Source organism: Streptomyces sp. NPDC085596 (genome assembly GCF_044541565.1).
Taxonomy (GTDB): Bacteria; Actinomycetota; Actinomycetes; order Streptomycetales; family Streptomycetaceae; genus Streptomyces.
In genome coordinates this window covers 24,389-38,702 of sequence record NZ_JBITTC010000003.1, presented here as the reverse complement: position 1 = coordinate 38,702, position 14,314 = coordinate 24,389, and the positions used below count along the sequence as shown (strand labels likewise).

At 69.1% G+C, this 14,314-nt stretch carries 19 protein-coding genes and 1 pseudogene; 7 read left to right on the top strand and 13 right to left on the bottom strand.

All coding sequences use genetic code 11. The features are described 5' to 3' along the window. Window positions 1-243: 243 nt before the first annotated feature. Both ACIGA3_RS10205 and ACIGA3_RS10200 read right to left on the bottom strand, forming a co-directional pair. Window positions 244-408 carry a hypothetical protein gene (locus tag ACIGA3_RS10205; protein WP_399712654.1) on the bottom strand — a complete coding sequence of 55 codons (165 nt, stop codon included), beginning with the start codon at window positions 406-408 and terminating at the stop codon, window positions 244-246. Window positions 409-624: 216 nt separating this feature from the next. After that, complete coding sequence (locus ACIGA3_RS10200) at window positions 625-1,215, bottom strand: TetR/AcrR family transcriptional regulator (protein WP_399712651.1); 591 nt, start codon at window positions 1,213-1,215, stop codon at window positions 625-627. Window positions 1,216-1,278: 63 nt separating this feature from the next. Here ACIGA3_RS10200 and ACIGA3_RS10195 point away from each other — a divergent pair, with 63 nt between their 5' ends. Both ACIGA3_RS10195 and ACIGA3_RS10190 read left to right on the top strand, forming a co-directional pair. Further along, window positions 1,279-2,136 (top strand): alpha/beta fold hydrolase, encoded by an 858-nt coding sequence (locus tag ACIGA3_RS10195; protein ID WP_399712648.1) that lies wholly within the window; start codon window positions 1,279-1,281, stop codon window positions 2,134-2,136. 38 nt (window positions 2,137-2,174) lie between these two features. Then, window positions 2,175-2,411: a hypothetical protein gene (locus tag ACIGA3_RS10190; protein WP_399712645.1), complete on the top strand. Its 237-nt coding sequence runs from the start codon at window positions 2,175-2,177 to the stop codon at window positions 2,409-2,411. On the opposite strand, the gene ACIGA3_RS10185 is transcribed toward ACIGA3_RS10190, so the two are convergent. The 8 genes and pseudogenes from ACIGA3_RS10185 to ACIGA3_RS10150 all read right to left on the bottom strand — a co-directional run bounded on the left by ACIGA3_RS10185 (window position 2,331) and on the right by ACIGA3_RS10150 (window position 8,892). Then, window positions 2,331-2,654, bottom strand: a complete 324-nt coding sequence (locus ACIGA3_RS10185) for an IS110 family transposase (protein WP_399713964.1) — start codon at window positions 2,652-2,654, stop codon at window positions 2,331-2,333. The two genes, ACIGA3_RS10190 and ACIGA3_RS10185, sit on opposite strands and share 81 nt — an antisense overlap. A 396-nt stretch (window positions 2,655-3,050) precedes the next feature. Further along, window positions 3,051-3,346, bottom strand: a pseudogene (locus ACIGA3_RS10180) (transposase); the annotation flags it as partial. 371 nt (window positions 3,347-3,717) lie between these two features. Continuing rightward, window positions 3,718-4,551, bottom strand: a complete 834-nt coding sequence (locus tag ACIGA3_RS10175) for a transposase family protein (RefSeq protein ID WP_399712642.1) — start codon at window positions 4,549-4,551, stop codon at window positions 3,718-3,720. A 67-nt stretch (window positions 4,552-4,618) separates the two neighbouring features. Beyond that, window positions 4,619-5,650 carry a hypothetical protein gene (locus ACIGA3_RS10170; protein WP_399712640.1) on the bottom strand — a complete coding sequence of 344 codons (1,032 nt, stop codon included), beginning with the start codon at window positions 5,648-5,650 and terminating at the stop codon, window positions 4,619-4,621. Window positions 5,651-5,773: 123 nt separating this feature from the next. After that, window positions 5,774-6,229: a hypothetical protein gene (locus ACIGA3_RS10165; protein ID WP_399712638.1), complete on the bottom strand. Its 456-nt coding sequence runs from the start codon at window positions 6,227-6,229 to the stop codon at window positions 5,774-5,776. Between the two features lie 203 nt (window positions 6,230-6,432). Beyond that, entirely contained in the window at window positions 6,433-6,819 is a 387-nt protein-coding gene (locus ACIGA3_RS10160) for an SRPBCC family protein (RefSeq protein ID WP_399712635.1), read from the bottom strand. 224 nt (window positions 6,820-7,043) lie between these two features. Beyond that, complete coding sequence (locus ACIGA3_RS10155) at window positions 7,044-7,742, bottom strand: response regulator (RefSeq protein WP_399712632.1); 699 nt, start codon at window positions 7,740-7,742, stop codon at window positions 7,044-7,046. Between the two features lie 10 nt (window positions 7,743-7,752). Further along, window positions 7,753-8,892, bottom strand: a complete 1,140-nt coding sequence (locus tag ACIGA3_RS10150) for a sensor histidine kinase (RefSeq protein WP_399712629.1) — start codon at window positions 8,890-8,892, stop codon at window positions 7,753-7,755. A 136-nt stretch (window positions 8,893-9,028) separates the two neighbouring features. Between ACIGA3_RS10150 and ACIGA3_RS10145 the strand changes: the two genes are divergently transcribed. From ACIGA3_RS10145 to ACIGA3_RS10130, 4 genes are all read left to right on the top strand, one after another. Next, window positions 9,029-9,235 (top strand): hypothetical protein, encoded by a 207-nt coding sequence (locus ACIGA3_RS10145; protein ID WP_399712626.1) that lies wholly within the window; start codon window positions 9,029-9,031, stop codon window positions 9,233-9,235. Window positions 9,236-9,530: 295 nt separating this feature from the next. After that, window positions 9,531-9,905, top strand: a complete 375-nt coding sequence (locus ACIGA3_RS10140) for a hypothetical protein (protein ID WP_399712624.1) — start codon at window positions 9,531-9,533, stop codon at window positions 9,903-9,905. A gap of 71 nt (window positions 9,906-9,976) precedes the next feature. After that, window positions 9,977-10,606, top strand: a complete 630-nt coding sequence (locus ACIGA3_RS10135; RefSeq protein ID WP_399712621.1) for a SigE family RNA polymerase sigma factor — start codon at window positions 9,977-9,979, stop codon at window positions 10,604-10,606. Next, window positions 10,603-10,926 (top strand): hypothetical protein, encoded by a 324-nt coding sequence (locus ACIGA3_RS10130; protein ID WP_399712619.1) that lies wholly within the window; start codon window positions 10,603-10,605, stop codon window positions 10,924-10,926. Before ACIGA3_RS10135 ends, ACIGA3_RS10130 begins: the two co-directional genes overlap by 4 nt. Before the next feature lie 344 nt (window positions 10,927-11,270). Here the strand turns inward: ACIGA3_RS10130 and ACIGA3_RS10125 are convergent, their stop codons facing one another. The 3 genes from ACIGA3_RS10125 to ACIGA3_RS10115 form a co-directional block, all read right to left on the bottom strand. After that, window positions 11,271-11,435, bottom strand: coding sequence for a hypothetical protein (locus ACIGA3_RS10125; RefSeq protein ID WP_399712616.1), 165 nt, complete (start codon window positions 11,433-11,435; stop codon window positions 11,271-11,273). Between the two features lie 105 nt (window positions 11,436-11,540). Further along, window positions 11,541-12,320 (bottom strand): hypothetical protein, encoded by a 780-nt coding sequence (locus ACIGA3_RS10120; RefSeq protein WP_399712613.1) that lies wholly within the window; start codon window positions 12,318-12,320, stop codon window positions 11,541-11,543. 121 nt (window positions 12,321-12,441) lie between these two features. Further along, window positions 12,442-12,915 carry a winged helix-turn-helix transcriptional regulator gene (locus tag ACIGA3_RS10115; RefSeq protein ID WP_399712610.1) on the bottom strand — a complete coding sequence of 158 codons (474 nt, stop codon included), beginning with the start codon at window positions 12,913-12,915 and terminating at the stop codon, window positions 12,442-12,444. Window positions 12,916-13,002: 87 nt separating this feature from the next. On the opposite strand from ACIGA3_RS10115, the gene ACIGA3_RS10110 reads away from it, so the two are divergent. After that, a complete protein-coding gene (locus tag ACIGA3_RS10110) occupies window positions 13,003-14,271 on the top strand; it encodes an MFS transporter (RefSeq protein ID WP_399712607.1) in 1,269 nt (422 codons plus the stop codon). Window positions 14,272-14,314 lie beyond the last annotated feature (43 nt).

The following is a 14,314-nucleotide window of genomic DNA, read 5'->3' as shown; positions in this document are numbered from 1 at the left end:
GTGTCCGCCATGTGCCACCGGTCTCCTGCAAGCTCCTGAGGGAGACGTGCTGCTGATGAATGGCCCCGGAAGCGGCTGGCTCCTTGTCCAACACGAGCGCCGCCGGAGGAACAGATTTCCCTGCACCGTGATCTTTGCTCCAGGGCCGGCCCAGGGGGCGTAGCGGCCGGCATACGCGGCGGCGATCTGCTTCGCCTGGTCGGCGGTGGGGGTGAAGTGAGCGGTGAAGTTCTCGCGGTCGGGTCAGGACAGTTCGGCGAACTCGCCGCCGGGCAGGGAAGCAGTCACGGATGCGGTTCCGTCACCGTTGTCGACATACGACACCTTGCTCGGCCGGTAGGCGGAGGCGAAGGCATCGGTGCCGGCGTCCTTGACAGCCGCGGTCTGTGCGGCGGTGGCTGAGGGCACCTGGGTCGAGGCGGCTGTTCATGTCCAGCACGGTCAAAACCCGCGGCTCGTCGTGGTGTGGTCGTTCATCCACGCGCGTGATCGGCATCGCACCTCAGCGCTTGTCGGCTGGACGGGGAGAGCGGCCTTCGGCGGTGCGGCAGTCCTCGAGCGCGTGGAGCCAGGCGTGGTCCTGTGCGTTTCTGACGCGCGGGCTGTCTTCCTCGCTGTTCGAGGTCAGTCCTCGCCGGCCTGAGCGATGGCTGTGCGCAGCAACTCGGCCATCGATCGGCCGGCCACCCGCAGTGGTTCCGGATCACGGGCGGCCCGGCTGAGCATGAAAGCCCCCTCCAGCATCATGACCATCGAGTACGCGAGGGACTGCGCCGTCTTCGGTTCGGCCACCCAGTGGCCGAACCACTGCGTCGCCCTGCCGACCCACTCCTCGAAAACCTCCGCCGTCGCGACCCGCAACACCTCATTGCTGCTCGCGACTTCCAAGGCCACGGTCCCGATCGGGCACGCGTCGGCATAGTCGGCCGCCGCCAGGTCGTCCGCGGCCGCTTCGAATGCGTGCACGAGGGACTCCGCCGGGTCCGGCACGCTGTCCAGTAGTGCCAGGACCATTCGCCCATACTCGGTTCCGGACGTTCGGATCATGTCCTCGGCCAGTTGCTGCTTGCCGCCGGGGAAGAAGTGGTAGATCGAGCCGAACGGTGCGTCCGCCTCTGCCGCGATCCGCTTCAGGCCGGTGGCCGAGTAGCCGTGTCGGCGGAGCAGCACCGCGGCGGCGCCCTGGATCCTGGCTCGCGTGTCCGGCTTTCCCATTGCCTTCCACCCCCTTTCTCCTCCAAGATTACAGTAGAACGATCTATCAAGTAGGGGGTAGGGGTGCCGAGGATCGAGCTGTCGTCCGGACCGATCGACTACCAGGACACCGGCGGTGAGGGGCCTGTGCTGGTGTTCGGCCACGGTCTGCCGATGAACGAGACCCAGTGGCGCAAGGTGGTACCGCTGCTGGACGGATACCGCTGCGTCCTGCCCACGCTGCCCCTGGGTGGTCACCGTCAGCCGATGAACCCGGATGCCGACCTGTCCCAGCGCGGTGTCGCCCGGCTCCTGGGCGAGTTCATCGAGGAACTCGGTCTGGGCCAGGTGACCCTCGTCCTCAATGACTGGGGCGGGGGCCAGTTCCTGGTGTCGGAAGGGCAGGACCAGCACATCGCGCGCCTGGTGCTGGTGGCCTGCGAGGCCTTTGACAACTTTCCTCCGGGGCCGGCCAAGGCCATGGCGCAGGTGTGCAGGGTTCCCGGCGGCGTCTGGCTCCTGACGCGGCTCATGCGCGTTCCCGCCTTCCGTCACAACCGGGGCGGATACGGCGGGATGAGCCTGCGGAGGGTCCCCGACGAGATCATGGACGACTGGTTCGCTCCCGCCACCCGCAGCAGGGCCATCCGCCGGGACTTCGCCAAATTCGCCACCGGGGCACCCGGGCGCAAGACCTTGCTCGCCTGGAGCGAGCGACTGCGTGCCTTCGACCGCCCGGTACTCGTCGTCTGGGCGACCGAGGACCGGTTGATGCCGCGTGAGCACGGCCCCCGGCTGGCCGAGTTGTACCCGCAGGGCCAGCTGGTCGAGATCGCCGACTCGTCCACCCTCATCCCCGAGGACCAGCCCGAACGGCTCGCCGGAGTACTCATCGACTTCCTGATCCAAACCGGAGCAGAGCCGGTCCGGCACGTCTCCTGAGCGGGGGGTGCCCCTGGGGCCGAGCCGGAGGGGTGTGCATGGGTGATAGCCAGGTCACGATCAAGCTGACGAGTGACGAGGCGCTGGTGTTGTCGGACTGGCTGGAGAAGCTGCAGATGACGGACCTGAGCCGGGTTGTCGACGATCCGGCGGTCTGGGCGCCGATCCATCGCATCGCCGGGACGCTGGACAAGTCATTTCCTGAGCTGTTCGCGCCTGACTATGACCAGAGGCTTGAGGTCGCTCGCCGACGGCTTCGGCCGGAGGAGGACTGACCGGTGAGTCTGAACCGTCACCTGGCCCCTGCGGGTTGGGGTTCGCAGAAGGTTTCGTCGCGGAGCATCGCGAAGAGGATGTCGGCGCCGGGACGGCTGCTCACCGCGGATCGAGGAGCCCGAGCTCCGGGTCGCCGGGGCGAGACCGGCGTAGGCGGCGAGGTGTGCGGCGGTCGGGAAGGTGCTGCCGTCGCCGCCCTCGATCAGGATCCTGGCTCCGGTCCTGACGCCGATGCCCGGCATCGACGTCAGGACTTTGGAAAGCGGGTGGGCCTCCAGGAGTTCCTCGATCCGCCCGGCCGGCAGCTTGCGCTGGTCAAGCACGGCCGTCAGCGAGCCGGCGAGGCTTGGGACGATCAGCGCGGCCGCCTCGGTGCCCGGAACGGTGACGGTCTGCTCGTCCAGGGCGGCGAAGATCTCCTCGACCAGCCGCTCGGCCGTCCGCGGGGCCTTCGGCCGTAACAGCGTGACCAGACGGCGCCTGCCTGCCTTGTGGATCTGAGCCGGCGACCCGAACCGCTCCAGCAGCGTGAGGACGGCCGGGTGCTGCAATCGGGGCCCCAGCACCCGCTCCAGTGACGGATGGATCTGCGTCAGCAGGCCGTGGAGTCGGTTGGCGACCCGGGTGGCCTCACCGGCCAGGTCGTCGCCGAACCCGACGATCATCCGCAGCTCGGCGATCGTCTCGTCCTCGCCGTCGATCGCCCGCAGCGTGTGCGGCATCGCGCGGGCCGCGTCCGCGATGATGAACGCGTCCTTCGCGTCCGTCTTCGCCTCGCCCGGGTAGACGCCGGCGATCCGACGCATCGTCAGCCCGGAAGGCAGGCGATGGGGCATCCCATGTCCCTCGCGACCGCCAGTGGCAGGGCGCCGATCGAGGCCGGCTGGTCGACGACGAGCACCGTTCCGTGCTTGGCCTGGAGTTTCGCGAACAGCTCGCGGAGCTTGGGTTCGGTATTGGGCAGGCGCTTGTCGAAGGCTTTCGACAGCCTGGTGCAGCAGTCCCTGAGAGACGCGCTCGCTCTGATCTTCTCAAGGCAACCCGTGACACGACGGAACCCCTACCTACAGGCCCTTGCGAGCAGTGGCTTCAACGCTGACTGAGCAACCCTGATGTGCGCTGCTGGCTGGGCACATTCATCCGTACCTGCCTGAGCACTTTCTGGAGTAGACCGACAGATGGCGATTCGCGATGGACACGCGTGAGCCTCCGCCAACTTGAAGTCGCAGGTCAAAGGGCTCGCGTGACCGCTGCTCGGGGTGCTCACCCTGGTCGTGGGCGGGAGTCTACGGAGAAGATCATTAGTCAGCGGTTGACTTCGAGGTTCGTCAGGACGAGCAACGCGCGCAGGAGTTGGGTGGCGTGTGCGGGATCGGCACGGAGTTTGGTGAGGATCCGCCAGTTCTTAAGGTGAGCGAAGCCGTGCTCGACCGGTGCGCGTCCGACGGCGAGGACTCGGTTGGCTTCCTTCTGGCCTGGGGTGAGCTTGTGGGTGCGGGTGGCGGCGTAGCCGGTGACGATCACCGGGTCGTGGATGTTGTTGTCCAGGCCGCGGAAGCCGAGGTCGGCCAGTGCCCCAAGCCCGGCGGCGCGTAGGTGGGCCAGGATGTGATCGTGGCGGGCGGCGGTGTTGTCGTGGGTGCGGCCGGGCCGGGCGGCGGATATCCAGATCAGGCGCCCGTTCTCATCGGTCAGAGCGAGGAAGTGCAGGCCATGGCTGCGGTGCTTGCCGGAGTAGTTGCGCCGGTCAGCCTTGCCGGTGCGGCGCCTGGTGCGGATGAGGGTGCCGTCGATCAAGACCAGCTCCCCGCCCTGCTTGGCGACTTTCTTCAGGGCGCGGTCCAGGCGCGGCGCCTGGGCGGCGAGCAGTCCGATCAGCTCGTCGCGCCAGCGGCGGACGGTGGACTCGGACACGTCGTTGCCGCCGGCCATGTCGGCCAGGCGCTGGTCGTGGCGCAGTACGGCCAGAACGATCACCGCGATCTTCCCCGACGGCAGGATCCGCCACCTGGACCGGATCGCCTTCAGATGGCGCCTGAGCAGATCGGCGAGGTGGTTGACGGTGCGCGTGGACAGCGCGAGACGGCACTGGTAGACAAGCGAGCAGGTGTCCTCGGGGAGCGCTTTGGTATTCGTCACACAATCCCAACGGCCGCCGGAGGCACCGCGGTTACGCTCACCGCGCTTCCTGCAGGGGCACGACAAGCTACTGGATGCTCCAGCGGTGCGGATGCTCGGGATCGTTGGGACAGGCGAATACGTTGAGCTCACCCCAGCGGCCCACAGTGACCTCCGTAGGAGTGGCGCAACGGTGAGTGGGCTGGTTCTGGTCCTCCAGCGGTTTCCAGCTGCCGCTGCCGCCGTCCCATTCCGAGCTGTCGATGGTCAGCAGCAGATGCATCGGTGTCGTGCAGGTCAGACACTCCATGGGATACGGGTCGGTCGCGTGCCAGGAGGCGAAGCCGCCCACGCGCCAGCCTGGCGGGATGGACAGGTCGTACTGGTAGCCGAGCGGCTCTGTCGTGCTTTCGTCCGCCGACTGCTCAGCTTCCTCTTCAAGGGCTTCCTCCCAGGCGTCGATCCGGGCGCGCAGTTCCTCCGGCAGAAGGCCGGCAAACGGGTAGGTGACCACCTGCTCCGGGTGCAGCACACAGGGCTCGGGCACGAGGCCGTCGGACCCGACGACCAGCGGCTGTGGCGGCGTGGTCAGCACCTCGCCGATCTCCCACGACCGCCGCCAGCGCAGGTGTAGCTCCAGGTCGTACCGGCCCGGGCCGTGCGCGTTGAAGGAACACCAGAACACTTGAAGCAGATCGCAGTCGCCCGGCCCCGCCAGCAGGTCGGGCACATCCCGCCGGTACAGCTGCGCGAGGCCGATCATCGGCAGCGGATCGGTCTTGGAGGCCCCAGGGATCCGGTGCTCCCGGTGCAGCTCGCCCAGGAGACTCCGTTCCTCATCCGTCGGGCCGGGAGCCTCCTCGCGGGCCCATGCGGAAGCCAGAACCTGCCGATAGCGACGGATGTCAGCCGGGCGTCGACCACGCCCACGGCCGTGTGCCTCGCCGCACACCGGCCACGGCTCGTCCGCCGGCCACAGCATAGGACCGCCCACGGAACTGGCTGAAAGGTCTGGTATGCCCGGCCGTGGATGGAGCCGAGTTGTCGTCCCCCGAAAGGCGGCCAGTTCCGGGAAGAGCGCCTCGACATCGAGAGGGCGCGCGGGCGTGGTCCTCGTCATGGACGCGACCTTAGACGCCTGAAAGCCCCGGTCACCGAGCACCCCAGGCAGCTTCGCCCCAGCACCGGCGCTGTCAGAGCCCGTTCTCGTGTAACAGAGCCAATCAGGCGGCTGCGTCACCGCTCATAGGCGGGTGGTGAACTGGCCGTCGGGCATTTTCCGCAGCCAGCCGCGGTCAGTCAGTCTGACCAGCTTCCCCCGCAGCGGTTCCAGCTTGGACCGCACGCTGACGTCCACTCCCAGCATCTCACCGACCTGCCGAGTCATGACCGGTCCGCCGGCCTGTCGCACGGCGGCGAGGATGCGCTGGTAGTCCGGCGGGAGCATGGTCTCCTCCACGCCCGGCTCGCGGTACGGGATCAGCATCACCGCTCGGCCGCCCACCTGCCCGGGAGCCGGCACGGTCGAGGCGCGTTCGTCGGCGAGCTGCTCGCTCACCCGCTCAAAGACACGTTCGGCGACGGCGAGTTCGTCCCGCTCGGCCCGCACCTCCGCCAGCTGCTTGACCAGCTGCTCTTCGAGTTCATTCAGTTCCACACGTCGTGCGGTGATCCGTTCCAGCAGCTCGGGATCCAGCATGCACAGGATCGTAGAAGGCCATCCGGCCGCAGCGGGCAAGAACCGGCGAACCAACCGCCCCGCCAGACGATCTTCTCCACAGACTGACGCCCACGACCAGCATGAGCACCCCGACAGACCGGCACACCAGCCCTTTGACCGGCGACTTCAAGTTGGCGGAGGCTCCGTCCTGCTACATCCGCGCGGCCGGCCGGCCGGTGAGGTCAGGGCTGCACGAGCCGGTGCAGTGCGAGGCGGGCGAGTGGGGCGTAGGCGAACAGGACGATCTTCGGGCCGTGCATCGTCAGGCTGGTGGTGGTGCCGTGACCCTGTGGCCTCACTTCGTGGTGCAGCTGGATCTGGATGCGTCCCAGGCGTACCCGCCACGTCCAGGTGTGGCGGTCGTCGTCGACGGCTTCCACGACGAAGGCGACGCGGATGCCGGCGACTGATTCGACCGTGCCGCTCATACCGGGCCGCAGGCGGCGGCTGACGGAGTGGACTGCTTTGATCTGCGGGGACCAGGACGCCCACTCGTCGACGCTCGCGTAGCGCTCCCAGACCGTCTCGGGGCAGGCCGCGCCGCTGGCGCTCAGGGTCACGCATGCCATGACAGCGCCGGGAGCCGTCGTGGCGGGTGGCTGGTACGAACGGGTGTCATCGGTCTGATCCTGACGCTGGGTGAGGGCTGCGCCCGCGGTCTCATCCCAGCATTCCGACGGGCACGGCGGCTGTCACGGCGAGTTACGGCAAAGGGAGCAGGACGAGCTGCGCGCTGTCGTAGGCGGTGATGTCGGGGTCGCCCGTCGGCACGGGCTGTTGCCCTGAGCCGCGCTCAGAGTGCCGCGCCTGCGTCGTACACCACGAGGGCGATCTGCACGCGGTTGTTGAGGTCCAGCTTGGCCAGGATGCGCGAGACATGCGTCTTGACGGTCGGTACGGACATGTAGAGCTCTGCCGCAATTTCCGCGTTGGTCCTGCCCTGCCCGACCGCGACGGCCACTTCCCGTTCCCGGTCGCCGAGCAGCCCCAGTCGCGCCCGAGCCCGCTCGGCTCGGATCTCGCGCCCGCCCCTTCCCTCCGACACCTGTGCGATCAGCTGCTGTGTGACTGCGGGCGACAGCACCGGCTCGCCCGCCACCACCTTCCGCACCGCCGCCACGATCTCCCGGGGTGGGGTGTCCTTCAACACGAAGCCGGCGGCGCCCGCGCGCAAGGCGCGCAGCACGTGCTCGTCGGAGTTGAACGTGGTCAGCACCAGCACCTCGGGGGGATGGGGCATCTCCTGTATGGAGCTTCCGGGAGAGCCTGGGGAAGGGCGAGCGCGCAACGCCTCGGTAGCGGCGAGGCCGTCCATGCCGGGCATCCGGATGTCCATGAGCACGATGTCGGGGGAGTGCTCGGCCACCATCGCCGCCACTTCAGCCCCGTCCATCGCTTCGGCTACCACCTTCATATCCGGCGCGCCCCCGAGCATCAGCCGCAACCCGGAGCGCACCAGCGGGTCATCGTCGACCAGGAGTACTCGGATCATGACGGTCACGTTAGCGGCCCATCGCCTTGGCGCAGCCCCAGGGCAGCCGGGCACGCAGCACGAACGAGCCGTCCCGAGTGCCGTGCTCCAGCCGCCCACCGGCCAGCTGGGCGCGTTCGCCGAGCCCGATCAGGCCCTGCCCGGCACCCGGGATCATTGTTCCCCGGCTGTCCGGGAGCGGGTTCATCACGGTCACCGTCAGTCCTTCTCCGGGCCGGCCCGACACGGTGACCGTGATCTCGGTTTCGGGCGCGTGCTTACGGGCGTTCGTCAGACCTTCCTGCACGATGCGGTACGCGGTTCGGCCGGTGAGGGCAGGGACAGTGGCCGCATCCCTGGCCTCTTGTCGGTATGTGACGCCCATCCCTGCCTCGCGGGACTCCGCCACCAGCCGTCCCACTTCCGCCAGCGTCGGCTGCGGCCACCCTTCGGCCCCGTCCGGGCCCGCCGTCGGCGCCCGCAGGACACCGATCACCTCGCGCAGGTCCTGCAGTGCCTGGTGCGCGCTGTCGCGGATCACCTCGGCCGCGTGCTGGATATCCGCCGCGGGAGCGCCCGGGTTGAACTCCAGCGCCCCCGCATGCACGCTCAGCAGCGACAGCCGGTGGGCGAGGATGTCGTGCATCTCCCGGGCAATCTCCTCCCGTGCTTGTCGTCGGGCCTCGTCGGCGGCCCGGGCCGCGCGTTCCTCCAGCGACGCGACCAGCGCCCGCCGGGAGCGTACGTACAGCCCCCAGCCGATAGCACCCGCCACGAGCGCGAAGTAGGTGAGGGCCGAACTGGCCGCCTGGGAACCCGTGTCCGGCCTCTGCGTCAGAAACACGAGGAACTGCACCAGTGTGACCGCCGCCAGCCAGACGGTGACGCGCCGTCGCCGATGCACCGCGACCGTGAACAGAGCCACCAGCGTGGCCCCGGTCAGATGGTGGAAATATGTCCCGGCAAGCATCAGCACCACGGCCAGTTGCACCGGCCACCGCCGCCGCAGGAACACCGATGCGCAGGCCAGCCCTCCGGCCACCTGGTCGGCGATCTGCTCGCCGCCGGACATGCTCTCGTCCAGGTGCACCGAGTCTGCTGTGACCACGGAGAAGACCACGGCGAAGAGGAAGAAGGCGATGTCGACGAACCAGTCGCGGCGGTTGCGCATACCGCCGAACCTACGTCCGCAGCGCAGCCGCCAGATCCTGCGTACCGCGGGTCGATACCTTCGGACTACAAGCCTGCCTACCCCGTGTACCAATGACCGATACTGCTCCTGAACAGGGGTTTCTACTGTTCAGGTCATGAAGGGCATTCTCGGTTTCATCAGCTTCACGCTCATCGTCGGCGGCCTGCAGGGCCTCGTCCACGAGGTCTTCGGCAAGTGGATCCCGCTCATGGGCTTCATGAAGCACCTGTACATCGACGGCTACGAGATCTACATCAGCATCGCGCTCATCGTCCTGGGCATCGCGATGGGCACCGCCGCGCGGACGGCCCCGAAGGAGTAAGAGCCGATCAGATGACGCGTGTTGACAGGACGCGGGTGCCGAAGGAGTCGTACGACCAGCGCTGGTACCGCGGTTGCGCAGAGCGCGGGTGGCCCCGCCCAGGGCATCACCGCCGTCCGCGTGTGGACGTTCACCGGCTGGACCCGCGAAGGCGGCAGAATTTTTCGCGGATCGCGACAACCTCGGGTGAGGCCGCACGTCTGGTGGGGTGAAAGGCGGTTTCCGGGACGGGATTTCGAGTCCCGGCGCTGCCCGACCTTCAGCGTTGTCCCTGAACTCTTTGGAGTCGTTTCCTATGCGGCACATCCGCGCCAAGAAGTCGAACCGTTCCCTGCGCACCTGGGTGCTGGGGTCGACTGCCGGTCTCGCCCTGGTGGCGGGCGGCGGCATCGCCGCTCAGGCGGCCAGCGCCGGCCACGCGCACCCGGCCAAGCCGGGCACGTCGGCACCGGCCGACCCGAAGCCCGTGCCTTCCACCGCGGGGAAGCGGACCTCCTCCGGCACCGCCCCGAGCCCGGTCCCGGTCCCGGGTGACGCGAACGGCAAGCCCGCCCCGAAGCCCGTGCCTTCCACCCCGGGTAAGCGGACCTCCTCCGGCACCGCCCCGAGCCCGGTCCCGGTCCCGGGTGACGCGAACGGCAAGCCCTACCCGGGTAACACCGGCCGCTGAGCCGCCGACCATAGGCGTGGCGGGGCCGGACCGGAGCCGGCCCCGCCGTACTCCTGATGTGAACGAGGACGATGCAGCTCACTCTTGCCCTGCCCTGGTGGGCCCGGCTACTGCGCCGCGCCCGGACCACCCCCGCACCGGCGTCGGGCGCGCCGCACCCCGGCCGACGATTCCGGCACCTGCGTTCGGTGGCCGACCGGGACGGCGAGGAAGATTCCCCCACACTCGCCGATCTGTACCAGACCCGGCGGCTCGACATGGTCCGGCTGGCGGCCTTCCTGGTGGACGACCTGCACACCGCCGAGGACGTCGTCCAGGATGCCTTCGCCGCCGTCTGCCGTCGCCACGGCGAACGGCTGGACGACCTCCAGGACGCGCATGCCTACCTCCATACCGCGGTGGTCAACGCCGCCCGATCGGTGCTGCGTCGGCGGCGCACCGCGCGCGCGTACACCCCGCCGTACCAGGGCCCGGGGGCGCCGGTCGACGAGCTGCTGCTGCTCGCCGAGGAGCACCGGCAGGTCTTCGACGCGCTTGCGCAGCTCACCGTGCGCCAGCGCGAGGTACTCGTCCTGCGTTACTGGTCCGACCTGAGTGAGGCGCAGATCGCCGAGACCCTCGGCGTCTCCCGTGGGACCGTCAAGTCGACCGCGAGCCGCGCGCTCGCCACTCTGGAAAGGCTTTTGGAGGCGGACCGATGAGTGATCAGACTCCGCTCGAGGAACGGCTGCGTGCCGCGCTCGAAGCGCGCGGGCGGCTCATCAGCGCCTACGACCTGTCACCGGCCCGCCCGCCTGCCGGAAGGACCTGGGGTACACGCCGCATTCGGCGGGTGCTGTCCGTTGCCGTCGCCGCCGCGGCGGCCGCAGCCGCCGTCGTCCTCCTGCTGACCTCCAACACCCCGGACCGCCCCCGTCCGGCACCGCCCGCACGACATTCCAGCCCCACGCCCACCGTCCCGCACCCCCGGCCCTCCACCATCCCGCACCCGGTGCCCTCCGCCGTCGCGTCCGGGCCCTAGAGGCGGAGGGCTGTACCGACCTTGCTGCGCCTCCGCACAGAGCCGAGCCTGTCGTAGCGAGTGACGATCGCTCGTTGCCCCCGTTGAGCTGGACGAACTCGTGGTCAACGGGCTCGGCCTGCGCTGGGCCTGAGTCGGCCCGTCCGCCGAAGTGCACTTCGGTGACGACTGGTAGGTGCCGGCGAGCCGTTGCACGTAGGAGGAGATCGCCTCAAAAGGGCAGTGGCCGTACGCGGAACACGGCCACCGCTACAGACGGGGTCCGTAGCCATGCCTTTGTGATGAGGACGCCGCGCTGCGCGGGGACGGCCGCGGTCGGGGCAGGAGCTCTGACTCTGCCCGGTTCACGGCGTGCTGGTACTCCGGCTTCGGGGCCGGGTGGGTTGGTAGTGCTGTTCTGCGAGGCGGTCGAGGCGGATCGCGTCGAGGTCGGCTCGAGCGACCCGTTCGGTGCCGTCGATCAGGGCGGTGATGGCTGCTTTGCGGGTGAGGCGGCTGCGGGTGGTCACCAGCGAATGATCACTGACCGAGAAAGATCGGACTTGGCAGCCATCTCATTTGGCGAGTCCGCGGCAGCAGATGAGGGTGCAGGCAGCGATGTCGGTCGCACCCGCTCAGCCGGCCGGAGTGTTCTGTGTCGCCTCGCGTGCCTCAGTGAGGGCTCGCTGCCTTAGGTTGCCGCCGAACAACTGCATCGTGGTGGCGGCCAGGATGTCATCTCTGCCGATGGTCCGCGTGTCCCCCCGGCGGGCGGACAGAGCCCGGAGGGAATCCTTGAGGAACGGGGGTGAGGCCGGTTCGCCCGACATCACCGGGGTGACCGTACCGAATCGTTTGACCCCGCCGTCGCGGACGACCATGGCCGCGTCCCGGGCGAGGTCCGTCAGGAACACGCTCGCGATTCCGTCCAGGTCGCGGACCATCGCCGGGACGGCCGTCGCCGCCTGGCTCCACAGCAGCTTCTTGACCCCGGCCTCGAATCTGTGGGCGCCGACCACAGCACTCGGTTTGCGCGACCCACTGCGCTTACGAGAAGGCACGACGACACCCTCGGCGTCGTACAGGACACCGGTCCGGCCTTGAAATGTCGGGCTGTGCTCGTACCACTTGTCCCCCACCTCGAGCTCGACGTTCCGGTCGATCGCCGAGAGAAGGTCCCCGGGAATCAGCTTCCTCCGGGCCTCCTCCGCCGCCGCTCTCCTCGCGCCGTCGATGATCTCCGTCAGCACTGTCCGCGTCACCGACGCTGCGGCCCACGCGGCCGACCGAGAGACGTGCATCGGGGTCACGTCCCTGAACACTGCTTTGACCAGAGAAGGCTTGAACGGCGAGACATCCATGACCGAGGCGGTTTTTGGACCACTGCCCTGAGGGCGCGCGGGCTGTGCGGTCATCGGAATCAACGCTCCCTGCTGTCGGAGCTGGGCCTGCGGGTGTCGCCCGTGAACCGGCTGGGCGCGCCGCGTCGTTGTGTGTGTCCGGGCACGGACGGTGCCCCTCTCGTCGGCCGTCGCCTCACCGTGGCTGTTCGCTGCCGGTCTTCTGCACGTGTGTGGTGTCGGCGTCGATGGGGGCGCCGTCGGTGCCGGTCGGTTTGATGTCCGGGACCCGGGTGCCGTGCCCGTCGACCAGGGTGGAGTGTGGCTCGCCGGGTTCGAAGGCGTGGCGCTCTCCCCACTGGCGCAATGTGAGGAGGACGGGGAAGAGGTCGCGGCCGGCGTCGGTGAGTACGTACTGCTGGCGGAGGCCCGAGGGCGCGGCCTGCTGGGTCAGGACCCCGTGGGCGGTGAGCTTGCGCAGGCGGTCCGTGAGGATGTTCCGGGCGATGCCGGTGCGTCGCTGGAACTCGGTGAAGGACCGAGCCCCGTCCATGGCGTCCCGGATGACCAGGAGGCTCCACCGGTCACCGACGAGGTCGAGCGTGCGGGCCACCGGGCAGTCAGGATCGGTCCAGGCGGGGCTCGGAGTGCCTGTGGCGGGGCGCGGCATGACACCTCCCGATGAGTTGCAGATCGAGACCATCATGCCCTACGGTCGAATCGGTTTCATTTTGCTACTCATTTCGTCGGGGGTGTGATGGGCGTCTGGCGACGGTTGCTCCTCGCGATCGTGTGCGGTGTCGCGGTGGCGAGCATCTACGCAGCGCAGACAGTGCTGTCCCCCATGCGGGACAGCCTCGGGGTGTCGGCACAGCACGCCGGGTGGATCGTCTCGACCGGCCAGTTCGGCTACCTGGCCGGTCTGGTGCTGCTGGTGCCGCTCGGCGACGTGGTCGTCGACAGGCGCCGACTGATCGCGGTGCACCTGGCCCTCACGGCGGCAGGCATGTTCGTGACGGCTGCGGCTTCAGCCGCGTGGACGGCCTTCGCCGGGCTCGCGCTGGCCGGGATGTTCGCGGTCGTGGTGCAGACCACGGTGGCCTACGCCGCCTCGGTCTCGCCACCCGCCGAGCGCGGACGCACCATCGGCGTCGTGACCTCGGGCGTTGTGGTGGGCATCCTGGGCGCGCGGGTCGTCACCGGTGTGCTCGCGCAGGTGTGGGGCTGGCGATGCATGTACGCCGCGCTCGGTGTCCTCGCCATCACCCTCGCCGCCCTCGTCCCGCGTACGCTGCCGCCCGAAGAGGGCACCCGGCGGCCCGCCGGCTACCGACAGGCCCTCATCTCGCTGGGCGGGCTGTTCGGCCAGCGTCTCTTCCTGACACGCGGTCTCATCGCGTTCTTCCTGTTCGCATCGTTCGGCACCCTGTGGAGTGGCCTGTCCCTGCCCCTGGCGAACGCCCCGTGGCATCTGAGCGAAAGCCAGATCGGACTGTTCGGCATCGCCGGACTCGCCGGCGCACTGGGCGCGGCACGTGCGGGACGGTGGTCGGACGCCGGACGGTCGACCCCCATCAGCGGCCTCGCGCTGTCCCTGCTCATCGTCTCCTGGGCCGCGACCGCGCAATTGCCCTGGTCCCTGTGGCTGCTCGTCATCGGCATCGTGGCGCTCGACTTCGCGGTCCAGGTCGTGCACGTGAGCAACCAGCACCTGCTCACCACCGCGCACCCGGAGCGCACCAGCATTGTCATCGGCGGCTACATGGTCTTCTACTCCCTCGGCTCCGCCCTCGGCGCGGCCACCACCACCTCCGTATTCACCTCCCACGGCTGGGCCGCCTCCAGCCTCCTCGGAGCCGGGTTCGCGACCTGCGCGCTGACCGTCTGGGCCACCGACGGATACCGGCGCTCGAGGACGTCGGAGGCCGGTTCCGGGGCGCCGGACGCGCACTGCGGCGAGACGCAGCAGCCGAGGAGCGAACCGGAGCAGGCCGCCCCAGTGGTGGACCGTTCCCGGGTCTCCTGAGATCCACCGGCCCGACCACCCGCTGCTTCCCGCGCGCGTGGGT